At 52.1% G+C, this 23,699-nt stretch carries 25 protein-coding genes; all 25 read right to left on the reverse strand.

Features of this window, described 5'->3' with window-relative positions; all coding sequences use genetic code 11:
* Positions 1-14: 14 nt before the first annotated feature.
* Positions 15-1,010, reverse strand: a complete 996-nt coding sequence (locus HM1_RS13005) for an AAA family ATPase (RefSeq protein ID WP_012283851.1) — start codon at positions 1,008-1,010, stop codon at positions 15-17.
* A gap of 46 nt (positions 1,011-1,056) precedes the next feature.
* Positions 1,057-1,269 (reverse strand): helix-turn-helix domain-containing protein, encoded by a 213-nt coding sequence (locus HM1_RS13010; protein ID WP_041313976.1) that lies wholly within the window; start codon positions 1,267-1,269, stop codon positions 1,057-1,059.
* 68 nt (positions 1,270-1,337) lie between these two features.
* A complete protein-coding gene (locus HM1_RS13015; protein WP_012283852.1) occupies positions 1,338-2,912 on the reverse strand; it encodes a recombinase family protein in 1,575 nt (524 codons plus the stop codon).
* A complete protein-coding gene (locus HM1_RS13020; RefSeq protein WP_041313979.1) occupies positions 2,860-3,693 on the reverse strand; it encodes a recombinase zinc beta ribbon domain-containing protein in 834 nt (277 codons plus the stop codon). The genes HM1_RS13015 and HM1_RS13020 overlap by 53 nt, the downstream gene beginning before the upstream one ends.
* Positions 3,694-5,268 carry a recombinase family protein gene (locus HM1_RS13025; protein WP_041315623.1) on the reverse strand — a complete coding sequence of 525 codons (1,575 nt, stop codon included), beginning with the start codon at positions 5,266-5,268 and terminating at the stop codon, positions 3,694-3,696.
* Between the two features lie 60 nt (positions 5,269-5,328).
* A complete protein-coding gene (locus tag HM1_RS13030) occupies positions 5,329-5,562 on the reverse strand; it encodes an SHOCT domain-containing protein (protein WP_012283856.1) in 234 nt (77 codons plus the stop codon).
* Positions 5,563-5,648: 86 nt separating this feature from the next.
* Positions 5,649-6,371, reverse strand: coding sequence for an N-acetylmuramoyl-L-alanine amidase (locus HM1_RS13035; protein WP_012283857.1), 723 nt, complete (start codon positions 6,369-6,371; stop codon positions 5,649-5,651).
* A complete protein-coding gene (locus HM1_RS13040) occupies positions 6,372-6,785 on the reverse strand; it encodes a phage holin family protein (protein ID WP_012283858.1) in 414 nt (137 codons plus the stop codon).
* 87 nt (positions 6,786-6,872) lie between these two features.
* Entirely contained in the window at positions 6,873-9,341 is a 2,469-nt protein-coding gene (locus HM1_RS13045) for a glycosyl hydrolase family 18 protein (protein WP_012283859.1), read from the reverse strand.
* The gene (locus tag HM1_RS13050) at positions 9,338-9,922 is read right to left on the reverse strand and encodes a hypothetical protein (RefSeq protein WP_041313982.1); all 585 of its coding nucleotides are present in this window, start codon (positions 9,920-9,922) and stop codon (positions 9,338-9,340) included. Before HM1_RS13050 ends, HM1_RS13045 begins: the two co-directional genes overlap by 4 nt.
* Before the next feature lie 445 nt (positions 9,923-10,367).
* Complete coding sequence (locus HM1_RS13055; protein ID WP_041315627.1) at positions 10,368-10,562, reverse strand: hypothetical protein; 195 nt, start codon at positions 10,560-10,562, stop codon at positions 10,368-10,370.
* Positions 10,563-10,577: 15 nt separating this feature from the next.
* Entirely contained in the window at positions 10,578-13,100 is a 2,523-nt protein-coding gene (locus HM1_RS13060) for a phage tail spike protein (RefSeq protein WP_012283861.1), read from the reverse strand.
* A gap of 37 nt (positions 13,101-13,137) precedes the next feature.
* Positions 13,138-13,911 carry a distal tail protein Dit gene (locus HM1_RS13065; RefSeq protein ID WP_012283862.1) on the reverse strand — a complete coding sequence of 258 codons (774 nt, stop codon included), beginning with the start codon at positions 13,909-13,911 and terminating at the stop codon, positions 13,138-13,140.
* Between the two features lie 13 nt (positions 13,912-13,924).
* Entirely contained in the window at positions 13,925-16,213 is a 2,289-nt protein-coding gene (locus HM1_RS13070) for a phage tail protein (protein WP_012283863.1), read from the reverse strand.
* A gap of 27 nt (positions 16,214-16,240) precedes the next feature.
* Complete coding sequence (locus HM1_RS16295; RefSeq protein WP_041313985.1) at positions 16,241-16,432, reverse strand: hypothetical protein; 192 nt, start codon at positions 16,430-16,432, stop codon at positions 16,241-16,243.
* Positions 16,429-16,812 (reverse strand): hypothetical protein, encoded by a 384-nt coding sequence (locus HM1_RS13080; protein WP_012283864.1) that lies wholly within the window; start codon positions 16,810-16,812, stop codon positions 16,429-16,431. Before HM1_RS13080 ends, HM1_RS16295 begins: the two co-directional genes overlap by 4 nt.
* Positions 16,812-17,411, reverse strand: coding sequence for a major tail protein (locus HM1_RS13085; protein WP_012283865.1), 600 nt, complete (start codon positions 17,409-17,411; stop codon positions 16,812-16,814). Before HM1_RS13085 ends, HM1_RS13080 begins: the two co-directional genes overlap by 1 nt.
* A gap of 5 nt (positions 17,412-17,416) precedes the next feature.
* Entirely contained in the window at positions 17,417-17,761 is a 345-nt protein-coding gene (locus HM1_RS13090; protein ID WP_012283866.1) for a hypothetical protein, read from the reverse strand.
* Positions 17,758-18,189 (reverse strand): HK97 gp10 family phage protein, encoded by a 432-nt coding sequence (locus HM1_RS13095; RefSeq protein ID WP_012283867.1) that lies wholly within the window; start codon positions 18,187-18,189, stop codon positions 17,758-17,760. The genes HM1_RS13090 and HM1_RS13095 overlap by 4 nt, the downstream gene beginning before the upstream one ends.
* The gene (locus HM1_RS13100; RefSeq protein WP_012283868.1) at positions 18,176-18,517 is read right to left on the reverse strand and encodes a head-tail adaptor protein; all 342 of its coding nucleotides are present in this window, start codon (positions 18,515-18,517) and stop codon (positions 18,176-18,178) included. The genes HM1_RS13095 and HM1_RS13100 overlap by 14 nt, the downstream gene beginning before the upstream one ends.
* A gap of 3 nt (positions 18,518-18,520) precedes the next feature.
* On the reverse strand, positions 18,521-18,829 hold the full coding sequence (locus HM1_RS13105) for a head-tail connector protein (protein ID WP_012283869.1): 309 nt from the start codon (positions 18,827-18,829) through the stop codon (positions 18,521-18,523).
* A gap of 21 nt (positions 18,830-18,850) precedes the next feature.
* On the reverse strand, positions 18,851-20,047 hold the full coding sequence (locus HM1_RS13110; RefSeq protein WP_012283870.1) for a phage major capsid protein: 1,197 nt from the start codon (positions 20,045-20,047) through the stop codon (positions 18,851-18,853).
* Positions 20,048-20,060: 13 nt separating this feature from the next.
* Positions 20,061-20,825 (reverse strand): head maturation protease, ClpP-related, encoded by a 765-nt coding sequence (locus HM1_RS13115; protein ID WP_012283871.1) that lies wholly within the window; start codon positions 20,823-20,825, stop codon positions 20,061-20,063.
* Positions 20,800-22,071 carry a phage portal protein gene (locus tag HM1_RS13120; protein ID WP_012283872.1) on the reverse strand — a complete coding sequence of 424 codons (1,272 nt, stop codon included), beginning with the start codon at positions 22,069-22,071 and terminating at the stop codon, positions 20,800-20,802. The genes HM1_RS13115 and HM1_RS13120 overlap by 26 nt, the downstream gene beginning before the upstream one ends.
* Complete coding sequence (locus HM1_RS13125; RefSeq protein ID WP_041313988.1) at positions 22,068-23,669, reverse strand: terminase large subunit; 1,602 nt, start codon at positions 23,667-23,669, stop codon at positions 22,068-22,070. Before HM1_RS13125 ends, HM1_RS13120 begins: the two co-directional genes overlap by 4 nt.
* Positions 23,670-23,699: the final 30 nt, after the last annotated feature.

Raw genomic sequence — 23,699 nt, forward strand, 5'->3', positions numbered from 1 at the left:
AGCCCCTCCCTCACTTAATACTGAGTTTTCCTTAATGAAACAATAGCTTCTTGTTTGCTTACAGCATAATCGACATCTTTCTTTGTGTATATTTTCCTTCCCTCAAGAATGCATTGTTTCATTATAAATTGACAGACCTTTTCAACATCAGCATGAGAAAAGGCATGCATACGCTCCATGTATTGCTCAAATACATGATCCGGCCCCTTAAATCTTTTCATATTCAGTGCAAACAAAGCAATTTTCTCTTCATTCGTTGGCATATCGAAACGGATAGTTTCATCAAACCTGCGCCATATGGCATAGTCAAGCGATTGTTCAAAATTTGTTGCAGCAATCACTAAAGAACGGCCTTTATAATTATCCAATTGCTGTAAAAATGCATTGACCACTCGTTTGATTTCCCCATGTTCCGATGCATCGTTCCTGCTTCTTCCAATCGCATCGAATTCATCAAAAAAAATAACCCAGCTATCATTCTTTGCATAATCAAACACTTTACGTATGTTGCTTGCGGTTTCTCCTAAATAAGAAGATATTAGAGCGTCAAATCTAACATACAGCATCGGAATGCCAATTTCCGATGCTAACGTTTGAGCAGCAAGGGTTTTTCCACAACCAGGAGGCCCATAAAAAAGCACTCTTCTTGTTGGGAAAACTCCATTACTTGCTAACACATCCCAGTTATTGAATTCTCTTACAACCTGTTCCAATTGACCGAGTTTTTCTTGCGTTATAATCAAATCAGAAAAGTACTTTTCCGGATATATCACTTCAACCAGAGACGCATTTTTATCGGCATCCTTTGGCATGCTTGCAATAAACGCCGCTGTTGAACGCTTAACAGGTGAATTACCGTTAGATAAGATCATTTTCAAGTCATCAGCAAGTATGCCATGATTTTTTTTGCGTTCATCCTCAATAATCTCATTTGCTATTTTATAAAAAGTTTCTTTATCATCTTGCTTAAAGCTACTAAAAAGCTTTTTCAATAAATCTGCCCTGGCCATAGTAATTTCCCCTTTCAATACAATATGTGTTTTGGTTTTTGCAGCGTTAGGATTTTTCAAGCTCGGAGGCAATAGCTGCATCTACATTTTTCTTGCTGCAAAAATCCAAAAGACGCATCTTGGCTAATTTGCTAGGGGAGGTATGCCCATTTTCCCACCGGTTAATAGTTGAAAAACTTATATTAAGCTCGCGAGCAAGCTGCTCTTGAGTAATATTCAATTGCGCCCGAATAGCTTTTATAATGTCTTCAAACGGCATGTAGATGCACCTCCAGATATTATATTATAGCATATGCTATAGCATAATGCAATAACTATCGAATAATTTTACCTATAATCCAGTTCCACACTAATGCCAGTCTTAAATTTCACCACTATCCCGCCTTCAAACACAGTGACTTTCTCCACCAGCCATCTAACCAACTTTTCATCATATTCAAAAATAACGCCGCTCTGGCTTTCCAAAAAATCCATCATCTCTGCAATCCGCTGCCGCTTGTTCTGCCGCTCAGAGTTGCTGGCCAATGTTTCCTGACGCAGCTCCCGCAATCGGTATATTTCGTTTGCCACACTGTCATAGGCTGCTTTTGTGCTGGCAAGCCGCAAGAGTTCATGCTGCAGTTCTTCAAGCTTTTTATCTATAGCTTCCGTGCTTTCGTCAAACTCCCCGCCCAACGCCGTTTCAATGTTCCTGCGGAGAGTTTCAATAAACTCATCACGCCCGGCAATTATGCTGTTGATAGCCTTGAGCACTGCTTTCTGCAAGTCTTCCTCTGATACAGTCGGCGAGCCGCAGTCAGAACCTTTTTCCTCCAGCCTGCTTACGCACCGCCAAACTATGGACTTTTTGCCGCGGTTGTTCCAATGCACCCTGCGGTAAATTTCACCGCACTCTCCGCAAAAAACAATACTCGACAGAGCATATTTGGAACTGTAAACGCGCTTGCCGCCTTTCTCGCCGCTCCGAAGGTTTGCCCGTCTTGCCAGCTCCTCCTGTACCTGCAAAAAAAGCTCCCGCGGAATGATCGGCTCGTGGCTGTTTTCTACATAATACTGCGGCACGATGCCGTTATTAATAACCCGCTTCTTGGAAAGGAAATCCACTGTATAAGTCTTTTGCAAAAGAGCGTCCCCAATGTACTTCTCGTTTTTGAGTATCTTTCGGATAGTTTCCGGCCGCCATTTAGGTTTGCCTGCGGCGGTAAGAATGCCGTCAGCTTCAAGGCCACGGCCTATCTGCAGAAGGCTCGCGCCCTCAAGAAACTCCCGATAAATGCGTTTGACGATTTCCGCTTCCTCGGGAACAATAACCAGCCGTTTGTTTTCATCCTTTGTATAACCTAAGAACCGGTTATGGTTTACCTGTATCTCGCCGTTTTGAAACCGAAATGCAATGCCCATCCTGACATTCTGGCTGAGCGACTGGCTTTCCTGCTGCGCAAGGCTTGCCATGATAGTCAAAAGGATTTCTCCCTTGCTGTCCATGGTGTTAATGTTTTCCTTCTCGAAAAACACCGGTATGCCCTTGTCCTTCAACTGGCGTATGTATTTCAAGCAATCGAGGGTATTCCGGGCAAAGCGGCTGATGGACTTGGTTATCACCATGTCAATTCTGCCAGCCATGCATTCCTCGATCATGCGGTTAAATTCCGCTCTTTTCTTCGTATTTGTTCCGGTAATGCCTTCATCCGCAAAAATTCCGGCCAGTTCCCACTCCGGATTGCTTTGGATGTATCTGGTATAATGCTCTATCTGCACTTCATAACTGGACGCCTGCTCTTCATTGTCAGTGGAAACCCTGCAGTAGGCCGCTACCCGCAGCTTTTGCCTGGCATTAGCCTCTGCAGTTCTATTCTGCTTCGGTTTTGCCGGTATTACCGACACGGTTTTTGCTGCCGCCAACTATGATCAGCTCCTTCCCATATATTTTGCCGTTTATAAGTTCAAACATCGCCGCCCCGCTCTGAAATACCGTAATTCTTTTAACAACCATTGACATAAACTTTCCGTCAAAAACCGCCGGCACATTTTTCATAATGTTTATCAACTTTTCTGTCATATAATCAAAATCATCTGCTTCTACCAGCGAGTAAACATACTCTGCCTGCTTAAGCGGATCATCATATTTCTTCTCAATAATCATCCTCTTTTTGGGCGGCCTTGCTTTTACATCCTCCATATCCAGCGCACAGACAACCTCCATGAATGCTTCTTCAAGACTCTGTTCCGATATCACTGGACTGGCGCAGCACAGCCGCCCTTTGACAATACGCCTGCTGCATCTCCACCGTTCCTTGCCATTTTCCGCGTAACGCCGGTATTCGCTGCCGCATTCGCCGCAGAAAATCCTGCCCCAAAAAGGCGAGATGTTTGCTTTATCGTCAGCAAAGTAATTCCGGTTTCTCCCAAGCATCTCTGCGCGCCGTATGCGCTCTTCCTGAACACGATTAAAAAGCTCCGCACCGATAATGGCAGGATAAAATCCGTCGCCAAGATACCGCTCGTCGGAAAGCATTTTTCCAATCGAAGCATGCCTGCGGGGAATGCCCGCCTTATTTGCCGCGCCCTCCAAAGACAAGCCTCCGGCATATTCTTCAAAAAGCATCTTGACTTGCGCGGCTTTGTTTTTGTCAAGAGATGCAGACCCGTTTTTAATTTTATATCCGTATGGTATATGCGCCATTTACCGTTCAATCCTTTCCTTTAAGACAAGGCCGCATTTCATTCGGAATCCAATCTCTGCTGGCGAAAAAACGGTAATGCCTTCCACAAACCTTTCAAAGAGAAATTCATCAAACTCCTCAATAATGCCGCCTTCTTTTGACAGGTATTTAAGCAACGCTTCCGCTTCTGAAAGCGCAGACAGTCCTCCTGCAGAAGACGCTGCCAGCGCTGCCCGCTGTTCCCTGAGCCTTGCCGTTTCTGCCTTAAGTTCATTGTTCTGCTTATTAAAAAGAACGGGATCCAGATACCCTTTCGTCAGGAAACTGACCAGTATCTGCGCCCGCTCCGCGTTTTCCTCTATTTTTGCGTCAATTTCTCTTATCTTTGCATAAGAACCGCTTGCATCCTGTTCCTTCATAGCTTCAACCAGCGGCTTCAAAATGATGTTATGGTTGCTGTATAATTTGTTCATCATCAAAACGAACGCCTCTTTGATGCGGTCATCGCGAATATATACCATGGAGCAATCCTTGGTCTTGCTGGCAATGTGCTTGCTGCAGCACCATGCAACGTATTGCCCAGGCTTATTTGCCATATGGATCCGCCGTTTGAATACGCTGCCGCATTCGCCGCAGATAATCCTGCCGGAAAAAGCGTAGCGGTTCAGGTATTTGCCTGTGCCTTTTTCAATTCCTTTTTCACGGCTGCGCTGTGCCAAGATGCGCTTTGCCGCTTCAAAATCCTCCCGGCTTATGATCGCTTCATGATGATCTTTTATATAATACATTTCTTCTTCGCCATGGTTATAATGACGGATAAAATTATCGTCGGTATAGGTCTTTTGAAAAAGAGAATCGCCCACATACTTCTCATTTTCGAGTATCCCGCGGACAGCCGACGCCGTCCATTTCTTTCCCCGAGCGGGGTTGATTCCGTCAGCGTTAAGTCCTTCTGCCACGGCATGGGTGCCTCTGCCCGTCAAAATTTCCGCAAAGATACGTTTAACCACCGCCGCCTCCTCTGGATGCGGAACTATCGTTCCGTTGCAATATATATAACCGTAGGGCGGGCTTGAGAGCTTGAACGTCCCGTTTTGAAACCTCCTCTTGACGCCCCATTTGTTGTTCTGCGAGATGGAAACCGATTCATTTTCCGCAAGGCTGCTGAGCACCGAAAGCAAAAGCTCGCTGTCCATGGAGTGCGTGTTGATGTTCTCCTTTTCAAAATAGATGAAAATGCCAAGCTCCGAAAGCCTGCGGACGATCTCAAGGCAGTCGGCGGTATTGCGCGCAAACCGGCTGATGGATTTGGTAATGATAAAGTCAATCTTATGCTTCTCGCAGTCCCGCAAAAGCCTCAAAAGCCCCTCACGGTTTTCCTTTTTAGTGCCGGAAATGCCCTCGTCGCAGTACAGCCCGGCAAACTCCCACTCCGGATTGTCCCTGATGATTTTTTCATAGTGCTGCTTTTGCGCTTCAAGGCTTAAAAGCTGATCGTCATTGTCGGTGGAAACGCGGCAATATGCCGCCACCCGAAGCTTCAGGGATGAAACAAACCTGTCCCCATTAGCTTCAATCTTCATTACTTTTCGCATCATTTTCACCTCCTCCCGGGGTGGACATGATACCTCTGAGCATAAATAATAGCAAGGCAATTACGCCATCAGCCGCGCCAGCTTGGGCGAGAAAGTTTTGCGGTTTAATTCGTCGATTTTGTGGAATTCATCCGGTGTGATTAAGCCCCCGTCAAGCATCCTCTGCAGGACTTTCCGGGAACGCCAGTAATCCAGCTCCCCCTGCAGCTCCTCCGGCGGCATGGAAAGCTTCGCTCTTTTCACGTAATCCTCGAATCCCTCCGGATGCTTGGAAACCGTTCCCGCATGCGCCACAACAAACACCTCCCGAGTTTAAGTTGAGCGGGAGCAGCCAAACCGCCGCCCCCGCTTTTTTGACTTTTCATTCAGCAATTGAGGTCTTATTTCGGTATCTTCAAAACCTGCCCGGGGTAAATCGCCGTCGAGGACAGGTTGTTAAGGGTCATAATCTCCGGATACCTTGCCCCGCTGCCGAGCTGCTTTTGGGCAATGCCCCAGAGGGAGTCGCCTTTTTGCACAATGTACGTCTTAGGATTGCCCGCAGCGTCAAGCAGCTTCCTTACATCGGCGCGAAACGCATCCATGGACTTTCCGAAACGCACAAACCAATGCATAACGTCGCTGTGGTTGCTTGCTATTCCGAGCTTATAGCCCTCCGAATGGCAGATGACGTCCTTTTCGGTAAGCCCGTACTCCTTGCAAAGATAAGCGCACAGTTCGGCGGCTTCCCTGTAGACGGCGGAAAAATATGAAGCGTCGTTCAGCCCGTCCTCGCAGATTTCAAAACCGATATATGAATCGTTGCCGGAGCCTCCGCAGTGCCAGCCGCGCATATTCCATGGCAGCGTCTGGTAGGTGGCAATCGTGCCGTCGGCGAGTTTCCCAATAAAGGCGTGGACGCAGACCTGCCGCCCGTCCGGCTTATCCTGGTTCCAATGATTGTTGTACGGATTTTTGCCCAGCAAGCCGTCGTCCGGGCCAACATAGCGCTTGAGCCATGGATTGTTTGCCCCGGTGGAATGCACCATGATGCCCTTCGGGACAATAGTCCGTCCCGCTTTATAGCAGGCGTTGTTTGTCAGAATGAGTTTATGCAGGTTCATTTACTTGTCCTCCTTTTCGCTGCGGTCATGAAGCTGCTCCAAGACCGCCTTGAGTTTTTCGGGAACCGGCAGCCCGACATGCGCGGCGTTTTCCAGAATGGAAATGCCCTCGTTGCTCAGGTAAAAGAAGATAACCGCCGTCCGCACCGCGCCGCCGCTTACGAGCACCTGGCTGTCGATGATATGTCCCACGCCCACCAGCACAAAAATGAACACCTTCTTGAAGATGCCCTTTGCCCCGACTTCGCTGGACAGCTTCCTGTCCGCAATCGCGCACATCACGCCGGTCAGGTAGTCGACGACCACAAAGGCGATGAGGGCATAGAGAAACCCGTCCGCCCCGCCGAGAAACCAGCCAAGGAAACCGCCGATGGCGGCAAAGGCCGCCTGCACCCAGTTCCATATTGTTTTCATTGTCCAAAACCTCCGTTTCAATCAAATTTGAATATTAAAAAGCGCCCTGCCTAAAAGCAAAGCGCTGAATATATAAATACCCCTGACCTATATTTGTTTCGGAAGCGCCTCCCAGAACCGCATATCCTCCTGCCCGAGCGACCAGAGGGCGATGCCGCGCAGTTTCCAGCGGTAAGCCGCTTCGTTCGCCCAGTAAACAAGGCTGTCCACGTCCTGATAATACAGGATGGAAAAACCGTCCGCGTCTCCGAGAAAGAGACGGGATATCCAGATGTTGACGTCCTTCGGGACGATTTTGACGAGATAATCGCTGCCGCAGGAAAGCTCTAAAAGCAGCGAGTGGAAGAAATCATAGTCCAGCGATATATCCTCCGTTCTCGTAGCCGATTCCTCCACATCGCTGGTGACCGAGAACACCTGAAACTCCTCATCCCATGTGACGCCCGTGCGGGGAATTCTTCCGAAGCTTGCTGTTGTGCCATCCGGAAGTTCTACATCAAAGCGTTCATACGGCTCATATACCCACGCATCGCCAAGCCGCAGAAGCTCACATACTATCCGGCTGTCCGAGCGGATTCCCGCATAGCCGCTTGTATTGTTGACAGCCGCCGTAAAGCGCAGGGTGGAGCTTGCGCCGGAATAGACCCTGACCGTATTGCCGCGCTTTCGCATTTCAATGGTGTACATATTGGGGTTTGTGCGGATTTCGCCGTCCGGAGTCCTTGAAAAGCTTGCGGGATAGTTTCCCAGCAGGGAAGCGCCCTGATAAAGCTCCACTCTCCGCGTGTCGTAATTAAGGCAGCAAAAAATATCGCCGAGGAACACTCCCGCCCGGCCGCCGCCGTTTTGCGGGAAGGCCAGCCTCGCCCGGATATGGACGTCGGAAAAGCCGTCATACTTCCATGCAAGCTCGCCGTATCCATCAAGCTGGGAATAGGGGCGGTCGGCAGCGCTTTCCGGATCCTGCCACACGCTCCACTCTCCGGAAAGGATCGTCCAGTAGCTTTCCGGAAGTATATTTCTGTCCCGGAAATCCTCATACCAGATAAGTGCAGAGTCTGGTTTTCTCCGCAGCATTTCAAAGGTCAGCTTAAACCCTCGATCTGGCCCGGCCATCACGCCGTTTACATCCTTAAATTGCCTCGGCGACAGCATATATGCCGCCTCGCCCGCAAAAGGGCGCTCTGTAAAATCGCTGCACACCCGAAATCCGTAAAATTGGACTCCCGGCACTCCTCCGCTTATGCTGACAGCGTGCATACCTGCCGAAAGAAAGACACCCTTTGCAAGGATAAGCCAGCAAAGCCTTCTCCAGTATGGCCACCACAGGCGGTTTTCGCTGAAAGTCTTCGCATTGCCGTCCAGGGAAACCACAATCGCATTTTTGTCCCAATAGGGAAAGCAAAGCCGGACGGCAATATCGTAATATCCCGCCTGTGCTATCTCGAAGCGGTACTCCGCCGATGTCTCCGCATCTCCAAGCGAAGCCATGTCCTCCGCCACAATGACATTTCCCTCATATTCGTCCGGAAGGCCGTTTCTGTCGATATATACGGTTCCGAACTCCGCTCTCTGCTCCTTGCCGTAGCCAGTCAAATACCTCCGCCTGTTGTATACGCCTTTTTGCAGAGGATATTCCCAGGATACGGCGTCCCAGCCCTCCATGTAGTCGTACACGTGGGGCAGCGCCCACGGCACCTTGTTGTAGTCGTCCCAGTAGGCGACAATCGGAATGAACGGCTGGGGCGGCGCGTCGCCGGTAAAGTTGTATACCCCCGTCATCCAGTATTTGGCCGCATAGTAGGTGTTGGACACTCCGCGATAGGTGACTCCGAGGTTTTCGGGCGTGTCGTGGATCCGCCAGTTCCAGCCGTAGGCGGGCAGTCCCATGAAGATTTTATCCGGTGACATCGCGGTAACCGCATAGTCATATATGCCCTCCAGCCAGTCCCGGGGAGATACAGGCCCTGGAGCGGAGCCGGCCCACGCCATGCCGTAGCTCATAATGGCGGCGGTATCACAGTACGGGTCAAGGTCTGAATAAACGCACCAGTTTTCGCCGCCCACCGACCCCTGGACGCCGGTCATCCCAGGCAGGCAGATGTTGACAAGCTTGGCGGGATTGAAGTTTTTTACGGTCTGGTAGATATCCCTGAACAGGGCGTTTGCCGAGTCCTTGTTTTCATATCCGCCGCCGCGCTCCAGGTCGATGTCCACCCCGGCGCACCACGGATACTTGTTCATGATCCGCACGATCTCAGTGAGAAACTTATCCTTTGCTCCGTTTGTGTTATTCCTCAGCGCGGTAAAAACAGAGGCTGTTCCATGGTTCATAATGGTCAGCAGCCACTTAATGTGCGGCCATTTTTGGATATACGGAAGCATGCTGCTGATGCTGGTGCCGGTTTCTGAAATAGTACCGGTGGCATCCACTTCAAAGGTAAAAATCCCCACCGTATCAAAGCGATCGCCGTACTGGTCAAGTGCCTGATACATCCGGGCATTGCCCATAAAGCTCCACACCATGCACCGTTTGCCTTTCAAGATATCCCTCACAACCGGTCACCTCCGTCCTGCATCTCCTGAAATTCAAAAAGCACCCACGCCGATTTCCTCTCCTCCAGCTTCACCGTATGCTTGCTGTCCCATGCCGCAGAATACTGATAAAACCCTTCCTTTTGAGCTGGACTTCCGTTTTTCAGGCACCTGCGGGCAGACGCCAGCAGCGCCAGCTCATCGCCTGCGTTCACCGGATCAAGAAACCTCACCTTGTGCGCGCCCATTCCCTGGGAAAGTTCAATACTCTCTGCAGCCATATCCTGTACAGGATAGATATAGCAGTCGAGTCCCGCGGATGTTTTGCCCAGGTTGAATAAAATAACCGTTTCCGCCGTCCGCACCACGCCGTTGTAATGGCGAGGCGGGACTATCTCCCCGTTTTCCCGCAGCTTCATCAGCATTTTGCTTGTGTGGACGGTGTAACCCGTCAGCCTGTCTCCCTCCTGAAGCTGCAGGTCGGTAAAATAGATTGTGCCGGTGCAATCTGCGATCATCAGACGTACTGTGATACTGACCACGCGCATTTCTTCCTTTATTTTGAACGTTTCCGCGAACCTGATAAAGCTGTTTTTTGCCATCATCAACACCCCAGGTAAAATAAAAAAGACCGCCGATGCGATCTCTTATAACAAAACTGTATTAATTCTATTTACAATGCTTTATTCTTTAGGAGTAATATTATTTAAGGCTTCTAGTAAATCTTCTCTCGTTACGATCATTTGGCATATCTTTTTTGATGCTTTTCCATCTTCAATCGGCATTGCCATTACATCTAGAGTAATGAATTCTCCACCTTGTAATATCGATGAGTTTTTGTGGAACTTTAAATATCTCCCTGAGACTTGACATTCTACATGCAATGGACCAAGAGAATTCTTTCGGCGTTGCGAATATGTAATAGGAAACTATTTAATTTTATTCTTATCCATCTCCGGCACATCCTTTCAAACATAAATCAAACAGATTATACCATTATTTCAATATAAAAACTACTTGTTTGCAATTACTACCTCCTACTTTTATTTACCCGTCCAATGTCCACCGTATCTCGCACACATGCCCCACCCAGCCGGTGGCCACCGAGCCACCCTGCAGCAATAAGTCGGTGAAATACACAGTACCGCTACAGTCGGTGACGCACAGCCGGATGGTGATGGATTTAATTTTGCTCCCGCTTTTGGGAGAAATATTGTGCGCAGTCTGATTGAAATAAGCCATATCCATTACCATCCTTTAAAACAAATCAATAAACCTTGTTTCCGTCGTGCCGTCCTCATATTCAATGACCACTTCAACGCCCACCTGGCCGTTTTCGCCCTTTTCGAGGTTTTCGGAAGCAATCTGCGCCGAAAAGGTGTAACTTTTGCGCGTTGCCGGATATACCGTCTGCGACAGGCTCTTTGTCATGCCGGGCACGCCAACAGCCTTGAAGGAAGCCGTTCCCGAAACGCCGTTCCCGGCATCCACCTCAAAGCCGGAATTGACCCAATAAGCAAAGCCGTCGTCCGCCCGGGAATTGCGCAGATGATTGAAGGGCACCATATCCTTGATCTCCTGCCGGTCGAGGAGATCGGTTGAAGACAGCGTGTCCGCCGCCTTGTCCCACTGCGCCGAAGAATCGCCAAGCTCCTTAAGCTTTGTGGAAAGCTCGATCACCGTTTTCCAGGGCTCCTGCAGGTTGTACTGCCTCCGCACTACGCGGGTCTTGATGGAAAGTCCCAACTCTTTATCGTCCACCGTTACGATATCGCCCAGTTTCCACACTTCATGCTCATAGCCTGTCAGCGCCGACAAATCCATGGCCGACAGCACATAAGAAACGCGAGGCTTCGAATATTCCGCAAGCCGCATCCGGGTATATTCCAGCATCTGATACGGATTGCTGAAAGAGGAACAGTCAAGCGTAGACACCCTCACTTCGCTGGAGAAGCTGTAATCCTCCACATACTCCTTGCCGCCGTTGATGGAAGCAAAGGTCATGCCGTCCTTCCCATAGGCATAAAGCCTTGTCACCAGTTCCCGCGTATCGACCACCCTCTGGATGCTTTTCAGGTTCTTTCTATACGAAAACAGCGCTCCGCTGTCTGTGCCGCTGAATGCCAATAGATGCACCAGCCGGTTGGCGCTGTCAAAAACAAGGTCGCCGCCATAGATGTTCTGTACAGCTCGAAGGATGGATAAGGCATTCTTTTCTGTGCACCGCCATGTCCGCTTCGCTGTTACTGTTACGTTTCCCACCGACCAGCCGGTGCCCAGCAATGCGTATTTCATCGGAACGTCGGCGGCGTCGGCGTTAAAGTCCGCAGGTTCCTTTTCCGCGCTGAAAGACAAATCATAAAACGCCGCCTCGGCGTAAACCTGTGTAATGATGCGCCCGTCCTCGCTTTTGTTGTCCGTCAAAGTACGAATGCGATAGATATCGTTTACTATCTGCACCTGCTTTTCGTTTTCCAGCGCCCTCCTTTTCGGGTCATGGAACGGGAGCTTGAACTCCAGCGTATCCGCGCCGTTTACCTCGCCGGTGACGATGATGTCAAAAGCGTTTTCAAGGACGGCTTCCCACGCTCCGTTTCCATCCAGCACCACCGGACGGGCAAAGCCAAGCTTTTCATAGGGCGGTTTGGGGATGTCATGAAGCTGGATTTCCAAGAGTTTCGGCGTTTTTGACGTGTCGGCGGTGGTCAGCGTCACCCGGAACCGGATATATTGCCGGTTTTGGGACTGAAGCTCGCCGCTTGTTCCCACCGCCTGCCATGCCGACCATTCCGCAAGGTCGTCGCTCGTGCTGGTTTCTATCAGTGAAACCGACGTTATGCCTGCGGCATACTCGCTGGTCACCGCCACGCGCCCGCTGCCGGACAAGGCGCAGGGAGCTGCCTTGGTATACAGCACGCCGCTTGCGGGATAAACGCCGTTTGCCGCTTTCAGCATAACCGCGCCCGGCTCCGTCAGGGCGTCCACACTGGCGGCACTGTCCGCGCCGTTCGCCAGCAGCGCATTCTTAAAATGCTGCGCCAGGTCGTCGATGGTCAGGCGCGAATCGGTCTCCAGAAACCAGTCGTCGAAGCCGCCCGCAAAATAATAGGTGTCGGCGTGCATGCCCATGACGATATTGGCCGTACAGGACGGGTTGAGCGTGCCGGTAAAGGTGCGCTTGGGGCCTGTCCAGACCGCGCCGCTGCCCCGGTCGCAGAGGATAAACTGCGAGGTCTTGGCCGTCACCTCAATGACGGCCGCGATGAAGTACCAGCCGCCGTTGACCATGGAAAAGCCCGGCGTTTCGCTCTGATCAAGAATAAGGGAACCGGCGGAGTTATACAGCATCATGCGCGGCCTGCCCTGATAGAGGGACACATAGAAAATCGGCTGGCCGGGTCCTTGCCGGGTGTTAAAGATAGGGCAGTATGTCTGCCCTACCGAATAGGTGGTGGGGTTGATCCATCCGCCTACGACAATCCTCTCTCCCAGATTGCTGAAAATGCTGCCGTCGTTGGCAGCCACAAGATGCGTTTTTTCTGATGTTGGGTTGTTGATGTTCTGCCGGAAATAGCGTCCGAACCGGCCAAGTGGAAGCGAAGCGGTGGTGCCCGACCAGCCCGATACAGTAAAATGCCTGCCATGCCCGGACGAATCTAAAAGCCGCAGATTGCCGTCCGGAGCGCTTTCGTTGAACCGCCACAGCGCGGACGTCCGCGAAGTTGCAGGAAATTCTCCGGTAAAATCCTCCTGAGAGGTTAATACTGATTTTATCGCCACTAAAGCCACCTCCGTTCAGCGCGCGAATTGCCGCCGGTCACCTCCAGCGGCTTTTCGCCTGTATTTTCAGTTCCGTGAATGTCGCGTTCACGGCGCTGATCCCTATATTGTTCACGCCCTTCCTGAGAATCGGGAAGTTCAGCTCCTGCAGGCACGGCAGGCCGTTTCTCAGGGTATTTCCGGCGGCGTCCGTCACCTTTGCGGTTACCATGCCGGAATCAATGACAAGCGTCTCGCCCTCAGATAATGGGCCGACAATCCGCAATTCCTCTCCATTTGTAATGAGGGATATATAGCTTGAGGAGGATGCGGCGATCACGCCCTTCAAGAGATACACCGGCTCGGAATCGGCGTTTCCCGCAAGCCTCTCAAACTCGTGCATTCGTGTTTCGGAAATAACAAATACTTCATCATCCAGTGCATACGCAAAGGGATCAGGACAGATAAAACGAAGTTCGAAGCTTCCGGCAGTGCGCAGCAGCCGCTCGCAGTCCACCGCCTCCGAGAGCCGCGCCATGAAATACCTGTCGGGCACGTCGTCGAGGATAAGCTGCTTAAGCCCGTTTGCCGGATTCAGCCATTCCGCCGCGTTATCCAGAACCGACACCAGCTCGGCAAAGCTGCGCCGGGGAAGCACGCCGCAGCTTATTGTGATGGTTCGTTCGGAGATGTCACATCCAAAATCGGCTATACCCGCTTTACCCGGCACAGTTTCAAAGGAGTTGCGCAGGGCAGGGGACACCTGCCATCCGGCAAGCCTGGCCCGGATTTTCATGCTTTGCGACGAAATTCCGTTATAGATAAATCCCATTGTTCTTCGCCTCCTACGCTGTGCTGAAGCGGCCCTGCGCCCTTGATCCGGTCTGCATCAGGTTGTACAATTCCTGCGAAATCCTGCGGATATCATCCTCGCTGCGCACTATCATCTGCTGAACAACGACCAGCGGGCCGGAAGCTGAAGCGGCGGATCCGCCGCGTCCGTTTACGCTAATGTCAGGCGAAATATTAAAGTCCGTCGGCACCGCATTTTGCATGTCGTCCGCCACTCTTGCCATGGCCTTGTTAAAGCCCTCGCCGAGGCCCAGCGCCATATTGCCGCCGATGCCTTCAAAAACGGTGGACGGGGAGCGGATGCCAAGGAAATTTTTCACGCCGTCGACAATGCCGGAGAAAAAGCCGCTGACCTTATCCCACAGCCAGCTTCCGAGGCTCTTGATGCCTTCCCAAATACCCCTGACAATGTTCCTGCCGATCTCAACCACCGAAACAACCGCCTTGCCCAAGCCTTCAAGGATGGCCGCAACAATCTGCGGAAGCGCCTTGACCAGCTCCGGAATAGCTTTGATCAGGCCCACAACCAACTGGACGATAAGCGTAATCCCAAGTTCTACGATCTTCGGAAGGTTGCTTGTCACGAAATCAATGATTGACGCGATAATTCGCGGAAGCGCCTCGATAAGCTTTGGCAGAGCGTTTAAAAGTCCCTGCGCCAGCCCCTCGATAATGGCAAAGGCCGCATCTAAAATTTGATCCATGTTGTCAATAAGCGTTTCGCAAATAAGGATAATAGCTTCAACTACAGCGGGTATCAGTTCCGGAAGCGCCTCTCCGATGCCGGACGCCAGCGTCGCAATCATTTGCACCGCGGCTTCCACCAAAGCGGGAAGGTTGTCAATAATCCCCTGCACCAGCGCCATTACAAGCTGCAAAGCGCCGTCGGTTATCTGCGGCAGTGCGTCGATTAAAGCCTGCAGCAGCGTCATGACAATCCGCACCGCCGCGTCGATAATAACCGGCAGATTGTCCACAATAGCCCCGCCGATGGAAGTCACGATATCCAGGCCCACCTGAATGAGCTTCGGCAGGTTTTCCATCAGCATATCCACAAGGCTTCCCACCGTATTGCCAATGACCTCGCTTATCTTTGTCCAGTCGCCGTTGGCCTCGGACAGTCCCCGCGTAAAATCGCCAAGAAGTGTAACTCCGTCGTCGGCCAATATCTGAAGCTGGGGAAGTAGCACGGTGCCCAGCATGTTCTTTGCCGCCTCGCCGCCCGCCTTGAGCCGTTGGATGCTGTCGTCAAATTTTCCGAGGGCGTTCAGTGTATCCTCGCTCATCACCGCGCCCATGCGCTTTGCTTCCTCGGTCAGTTCCGCAATGCCTGCAGAACCTTGCGATATAAGGGGATTGAGTTCCTGCGCGGATTTGCCGAAAATTTGCATGGCCAGCGCGTCGCGCTCGGTTTCGTTGGACACCTTGCCGAGGGCGTCTATGGTTTCCCAGTAGACGGTTTCGCTGTTGCGCAGATTGCCGTTGGCGTCAGTGACCGAAACTCCGAGCTGCCGGTAAGCGTCTGCGACCTCGCCGGTGCCTTTTCTTGCTGAAGACATGGATCTGACGTTCCTTGCCATGCTGCCGGTTAAAGTGTCCAAGGACACATCCACAAGCTCCGCGGCGTACTTGTACGCCTGCAGGCTGTCGGCGGACATGCCGGTTACGGTTGAAGCGGTAAGGATTTCATCGGCATAGGCCGCCGAATTTACCGACATATCCACAAGAGCCTTGCCCGCGCCTACTGCCGCCGTGCCTATTGCCGCCATAGCCGCGCCCATGGCCACGCCGATCCCTTTCAAAACGCCGCCCAGTTTTTCGAAGCGCCCGCCCGCCTCATCCGCCTGATCCGCGGCTTTTTTAATTTCATCGCCGAATTCGTCCGCTTGTTTTTCCGCTTCGTTAAACTCTTTTTCTGCAGTATCCAGAACTTTGTTGTTTGCCTCCAGCTCGCGCTCCATCTTGATCAGTTCCGCTTTGGCGTTGTTGAGCTGTATCTGCCAGCCTAAAGTGCGCCGGTCGGTCTCCCCGAAAGAGGAGGCGGCATTGGCAAGCGCTTTTTCCAAGGTGGCAATTTTTTCTTTCTGCGCGTCGATCTCTTTGCTTAGCACCCTGTTTCGCGCTGTAACAGCTTCAACTGATTTATCCTGCTTGTCGAACTGGGATGCAACAAGGTTCATCTCGCTGCCCAGCACCTTGAAGCTTTGGTTGATCTCCCGGATGGCATTTTTAAACTCGCGCTCTCCTTCAATGCCGATCTTCAGGCCAAAATCGTCTGCCACAAAACCGCCTCCTTTCCTGCAAAATATTTAAATCCCATAAGGTATCACATCATCAATGGTCAGCTCCCGCTTCGGTTTGGAAATACCTAAGAACTGTTTGTGGCACTCCCACAAATCCAGCAGGTACCCGATGGGCATAAGCCATGCTTCATCCTCGGTGCGGTTTAGCTGGACGGTACCATAATATATGAGCCGGGTAAACAATTCCTCATCGCTCACCCGGCCGGTGTGTTTTTTGGGTCATCCACACTTTCAATATTTCTTTTAGTGCCTTTAAACATCGCTTCCATGATAGCGTCTTTGTATGCCGCCAGCTCCAGCGGGGATGTGAGAAGCTCCACCGCCTCCTCGGTCAGAAGCTCCCGCTTATCCTTATTTTTCAGGTTGTGTATCAGAATGCTCTGGTTGGCCAGAAGCGTAATCAGCCATACCAGTTCATCCAGCGCCATCTCAAAGTTTTCCGTTTTCATCAGCTTGGTACCGAGATTCTCAAGCCCACCGTACCTTTTAGCGATTTCCTTTGTCGCTCTGGTGGTTAGAATAAGTTGGTACTCCTCGCCACCAATTTTGATGCTTGCGCTTCTATCCGTATCCTCCATTATTCGTCGCCTCCTCCCACAGCAAAGACAGGTTCATAAACTCTCGTATACCAGCCGGTAATAGTGGCGGGCAATACACCGGGATCGTCCTCGCTGACCTCCGCCTTCCACGGATGTCTGCCCTGACCGTCCGGCTTGTTTCGCCTCATGACCGTTCCTTCAATAGTTGGCGTGGAAAAGGTAATGCTGTCGCCTTTCGTCTGCAGATTTGTTGCCGGGATGCCGAATTTTACGCGGTACAACCAGAAGTACCGGTACTTTCCGTTGGCTTTCTTTGCCCTGAAGCCAATAGCCACCGGATCCCCTCCGTCCTCACTGGCCGAAATCAGCACCTTGTTGTCGTCAAGGGTGGCTCCTGTCAAAACCTCGGCTGCGGCAGCGCCGATATCCGCAACGCCGAGAGATAAGGTGCCGCTTTGAAACTCCTTGACCACTTCTGCCGCTCCATCGTCGGCATAAAGCGTAGCCTCGGCCAACTCCACCGAAAGCTCCGCCGTAATCGCCTTGGCCAGCGGAACAGGCGTGCCGTAGCTCTCTTCTCCGTTTTCATCCTCGGTAATTTTGGCGTAATACAACCTGTCCAGTCCGATTGTCGCCATGTCTCTCATTCCTCCTCTATCTCGTATTCTTTTGCCACGTCGATGGCATAGTGGTGATAGCCGGTATCGTCCTCATGGCCAATATACCGCCGGTCGGTAATGGTAAAACCCGCCTGGAGCAGTGCGTTCACTATCTCATTTTTGCGGGCGGTGTAGTTGCCCTTAACAAATAAAGACAGCCGAACCTCCTGCGTTTCCGTCTGAGGCCGGTTGTCTGCGAAAACCTCAAACGTGTCGGTCATCGGGGTTATGACAAGGTACTCATCCGGCGGCACTCCGCTGAATACGCCCGTTTCAACAGGGATGCTCAGTGTTTCCACTATGGAATTTATCTCAGACAATATGCTCATATCCGCCCCAGCTCCTCTTCAAGCTTTGCTTTCATCGCCTCGATGCAGGGCTTCCTCGACGCCGATTTCGCCGGTTTCAAAAACGGCTTTGCGGGCTGTCCGGACTTGCCGTATTCGATGATATTGGCAATCATGGCGTTGCTTTCTCCGTCTTTTCTCGGCTCCGAAAAGCCGATTTTAATATTGTGGTTTCCGTCCCTGTCCTGCTTGGCAGGGGAGAGGCCCAAAGCGCTTGCCAATTCTCCGGTTGTTCTGGACGGGTATTTAGTGCCGCTTCCGATGACCGACTGCAGGTTGGACTTCACTTTGGAAAGCACCACTTCTCCGCCCGCCTCCAGTACCTTTGGTATGATCTCTTCTGTCTTTTCTCCAAGCCTGGAAAGCCGGAGCAAAAACTCCTCCGGCATCTTAACGTCAACCTTTGCCACTGGCCTTCGCCTCCTTCTCCGCAAGCACCTCAATATACATCCCTCGCCCCTTTACATCCTCAACGCTGACAATATTGTATCTGCCGTCGCTGCAGGCAAGCACAAGATCCGTCGTGATTTCAAGGTTCGGGATCCTGCGGAAGCGGAATAGGGCGGACGCCTGTGAAAACGCCGCCCTGTTTGCCCATTTTTCGCTGCCATGCCTGTCTTCCTTGTACGCCCTGACCGAAGCAAGGATGACGTCCCCTTTTTCAGCAAAGCCCTCGCTGTCCTTAACCGGCTTGGGTGAGATGATGTCAACAAATGTGTTCATTTTTCCGAAGCTCATCCCTCAAACCCTCCAGTCCTTGTCCAGCCGCAGCAGCATATTCACCGTATTCCACACCTGCTGTCCCGCCTGTACGCTATCCCCGAAAAAACCGGCCGTCGAGCCGTCCCTGCTTTCGTAGAAATGGCTCGACAACATAATCACAGCCTGTTCAGTAGTGGGCGGCATAGAGTTTTCGGCATAATACCCCTCCGGCTTTTTCTGGTAACTTTCCGCATAAGCAACTGCGGCTTTGATGTATTCCTGCAAAAGGGCGTCGTCTTCGCTGTGCTGCAGTATGAGGTTGGCTTTGACCTTCTCTAAAAGCTCCATGCCGCAGCCCTCCGTTTCTTATCAGGATGCCTTCTGCTGCAGGATTTTGACGGCCTCGGCCAGCACCAACTTGCCGTCTACGCGCTGGGTTGCCATGAAGCCTACCTGCCCGGTAGCGGCATAAAGCTCGTTGAGGCGCTTGAACACCCTGCCCTGGCGGTCGGCCACCCAATAGTAGGAAAAATCGCCGAAAACAATGGTCTTGGCTCCGGCGGCAATGGCAGGCATGTAGGCCGACGTTCTGACCGGGCGGTTGAGGATGGTATCCGGTGTTCCGGCGGCAACGGAAGGCTGCCAGAGATACTGGCCGTTGTTGTCTTTAAGCTTCCTGATGGCCTTGACGGTTGAGTCGTTCATTATAAATACGGCGTTTCTGCGGTAGGGAGACTTAAGGCTGTAGAACAAGTCCATGATCTCGTCAAGGGTAATGGCCGCCGCGCTTGCCGCGGTTACTCCTATTTCGCCACCGCCGTTATTGGCCAAAATTCCGGTCGGTTTGCCGGAGCCGTCGCCGATAAAGAAAGCTTCCTCCTCTTTGGCCCCGATGCGGCGGGCGAATTCCCTGGCGATGTACTGCTCCAGGTTGAATACGCTGTCGTTTAAGAGCTCCTCGGACACCTTGATCATGGTCGCCAGCTTGTAGGCTCCGATGGAGACCTGGGCGAAGGAGTCGTCGCTTTCCGGAATCTGGCCTTCCTCATCCACCCAGGACGCAGTGCCCTTGCTTGCCACTACCGGAATTTTTCTGTCTCCGCTGGACGTGGTAATGACATTGGCAATCTGCCTGAAGACATTCTCCTCTTCCAGCGCTTCCACAAGAGTACGCTCAAATTCGTCGGGCACAAGATACCCGCCTTCGCTTTCAGTTCCTACCTGCAAGGCGTTCTGCACGTCAAAACTGAGTTTGTTGCGCATAGCCTTCCAAAACGCATTCTTATACTCGTCAGTTGCCCTGCCGGTTTTGGTTTCGCTTTGAGGAGCGGGTTTGTTGGTGATTGGATTGCTGACCGGCTTTGACAGTTCCAGATCTATGGCAGCCTGACGTTCGAAACGTTCTATTTCTTTACCCAGCGCCACAACCTCGGCTTCCATTTTCTCATAGGTTGCGGTGTCCTCCGGTGAAAGCAGCCCGTCGCTCCCGCGTTTGCTGTCAAGGAAAGCCTTGGCCGCTTCCCATGCTTTCGCGCGCTTTTCGCGCAGTTCCAATATTTTGCTCATGGTCAAATCCTCCTTATGGTTTTAATAAATAAAGCCGCTTTTCCAGCGACTCAACCGGGGTTCCTTTTGTTTTTTCTTTGGGTGTAAGTTTTTGCAGGATGGAATTTGTCACTGCCTGCCTGCTGAAAATCATTCCTTCCGCTACTTCGGAATCAGCGTGCGGCGATTCATCCCCCATAAACAGGATGCCGTCGGCAAAGCCGAGTTCCACCGCTTTCCTTGCGTTAAACCAGCTTTCCGCATCCATAAGGTGCGATATTTTCGCCCGGGAAAGCCCGGTTTTCAGCTCATAGGCATTGATGATGGATTCCTTAATCTCCTCCAGCATGGCGATGGCTTTTTCCATTTCCTCGGTGTCGCCGATGGCTATTGTCGCCGGATTATGGATCATGATCATACTTACCGGCGACATTAAAACGTCGCCTCCGGCCATGGCTATGACCGAAGCGGCGCTGGCCGCGATGCCGTCGATTTTGACGGTTACCTTGCCTTTGTAATCCATCAGCATATTGTAAATCTGGCTGGCCGCAAACACGTCGCCGCCCGGGCTGTTGATCCAGATCGTTATATCGCCCTCTCCGGATAACAGCTCCGATTTGAACTGTTTGGGGGTCACCTCGTCTCCCAGCCAGCTTTCCTCGGCTATAGGCCCGTCGAGGTACAAAGTCCGGCTGCCGTCTTCGTTTTGCACCCAGTTCCACCAGCGTGACGCTGGACCCAATCCGCGCTGCGGGTTTTGCGGGTTTTTGGACTTACCTGCCCGCGTTCTTGCTTGCATTCTTATCTGCCTCCTTATCATAAAAATTTCCTGCCCGCGACAGCGGGAGCATATTGCCGTTGATGAGGTATAAATCGCCGCCCAGCTCCGCAGGAATGCGGTTCATGTTCTCAAGCTCGCGGATATCGTTGGCCGACATCCAGCCGTTCTGGCGCGCCACGGCATAGCCGTTCATGCGGCTGGCATAATCCCCGCGCAAAAGGCCGTCCACGTTGAACTTGACAAAGTACGTCCTCTTCTCCGAAGGCAAAAGCAGCGCTTTTTGGATGGCCTGCTCCCAGCGCACCACCCACGGGTCGAGTGTATATTTGACAAACTCCAGCGACTGCTGCTCGATGTTTGAAAAGCTCGATTTTTCAAGGTCTCCTACCATATGGGGCGGCACGCGGAATATCCGGGCGATCTCGTTTATCTGGAATTTCCTTGTCTCCAAAAACTGCGCCTGCTCCGGCGGGATGCCGATCTGCTGGAATTTCATGCCCTCTTCCAGAACGGCGATGCGGTGGGCGTTGGCGCTGCCTTGATAGACGGCGTTCCAGCTTTCGCGCACCTTAGCCGGGTCCTTTAATACGCCTGGGTGTTCCAGCACGCCGCCCGGATTTGCGCCGTTGGCAAAGAAGGACGCGCCGTACTCCTCGCAGGCGATGGCCATGCCTATGGCGTTCTTGGCCATGGCGATGGGGGAGTAGCCTATAAGACCGTCAAAGCCAAGCCCCGGGATATGCAGCACCTCGTCGCTTCGCAGGTATATAAGGCCTGCCTTCGGATTTGTCCTGCTCTCCTCGCTGTCCCGCCGGTAGGTGTAATACAGCACTCCGTTTGGAGCCCTGTCCACCGTCATCTTGCTTGGCAGAAGCGGATAAAGCGCCAGCACCCGGCCTGCGCCGTCCCTGATAATCTGGGCGTAGGCGTTACCCCATAAAAGAAGATGACTCATCAGTGTCTCGCGGAACACGAATGAAGTCATCTCCGGGTTTGGCTCGTCATGGAGCAGGTAATACAGCGGGTGGGTCAGCGCTTTCTCTTTGCCGCCGTCTTCTTTATACCGGTACACATGAAGCGGAAGACCGGCGATGGCCTCGGCCAGTATCCTTACACAGGCATACACTGCAGTCGTCTGCATGGCCGTCCGCTCGTTGACAGCCTTGCCGCTGGATGTGCCGCCAAAGAAAAAGCCGTATGCGCTGCCGAACAGGCTGTTTTTCGGCTTGTCCCTTGCTTTGAACAGGCGGGAAAAGATATTCATATAAACAACAACCCCCTTTCGTCATAAACCGAGCCGGTGTTCTCCCCGCTGTGCCTTAGTGCGCGGTCAAGCGCCATAATAAGCGCGACCGCGCCGTCTATCCTCTCGGTGGATTTTTCCTTATCCGGCTTGATGTTTCCGGCCGGGTCGGTTTTGACAAAAATATTGTCCATCATCCAGCGCAGCACCGGATGTCCGCCATGGGCTATGCGCTCCTCCAGGGTAAGCTTCATCAGTTCCTTGGTGGGTGGGGACATGTCCTTGAAACCCTGCCCGAAGGGAACAACCGTAAATCCCATGCTTTCCAGGTTCTGCGTCATCTGCACCGCTCCCCAGCGGTCAAAGGCAATTTCGCGGATGTTGTATTTCATGCCAAGCTCCTCAATAAAGCTCTCGATAAAGCCGTAATGCACCACGTTGCCCTCGGTGGTGTATAAAAAGCCCTGCCGTTCCCAGACGTCGTACGGCACATGATCCCGCCGCACGCGCTGGTCGATATTGTCCTCCGGTATCCAGAAAAACGGCAGGATCTGATATTTATCCGATTCATCCAGCGGCGGAAACACCAGTACAAAGGCGGTAATATCGGTAGTAGACGACAGATCAAGTCCGCCGTAGCAGAAGCGTCCGCGCAGGCTGTCGGCATCGACAGGAAAGGCACATCTGTCCCATTTGTCCATAGGCATCCAGCGCACCGATTGCTTCACCCACTGATTTAAGCGAAGCTGACGAAATAAGTTTTCCTCTGCAGGGTTTTGCTTGGCGTTTTCAAAGGCCACCCTCAGCTTCTCAATGTCCACTGTAATGCCCAGCGAAGGATTGACCTTCTTCCATACTTTTTCACTTGTCCAGTCGTCGGTATCGGCCGCGCTGTAGATAACCGGGTAGAAGGTCGAGTCTATCTTGCGCCCCTGCAGGATATCCTCCGCCTTTTGGTGCACCTCCCAGCAGATGGAGTTCCTGTCGGTGCCTGCCGTCGTGATCAGGAAAAACAGCGGCTGCTTCCTTGCGTCGCCAGATCCGTGCAGCATCACATCATACAGATCGCGGTTCGGCTGCGCATGCAGCTCATCAAATACCACGCCATGGACATTCAGCCCATGCTTGGTATACGCCTCCGCCGAAAGCACCTGATAGAAGCTTCCTAGCGGCCTGTATATCAGCCGCTTCTGAGACAGCATCGGTTTAATCCGGGACTTTAATGCCGGGCATTGCTCCACCATATCCACCGCCACGTCGAATACGATGGACGCCTGCTGCCTATCAGATGCGCACCCGTAAACTTCGCCACCATGCTCGAAATCACCGCAGGTCAGGTATAAGGCAATTGCCGCCGCAAGCTCGCTCTTCCCCTGTTTTTTTGGGATTTCTACATAGGCGGTGTTGAACTGCCGGTATCCGTTCGGTTTCAAGACGCCGAATATATCCCTGACAATCTGCTCCTGCCAGTCAATGAGCTCGAATGGCATCCCGTACCATTCGCCCTTGGTATGCTTCAGGCAGTTGATAAAAGCAACGGCGGCATCCGCCGCTTCTTTGTCGTACCGGGAGCCTTCCGCCATAAATTTCGTTGGCTTATATCGCTTTAACTTCCGCAGCTTTGCCGCCCCCCTTCCTGAAAGTGAACA

Origin of the sequence: Heliomicrobium modesticaldum Ice1 (assembly GCF_000019165.1) — a bacterium.
GTDB classification, from domain to species: Bacteria; Bacillota; Desulfitobacteriia; order Heliobacteriales; family Heliobacteriaceae; genus Heliomicrobium; species Heliomicrobium modesticaldum.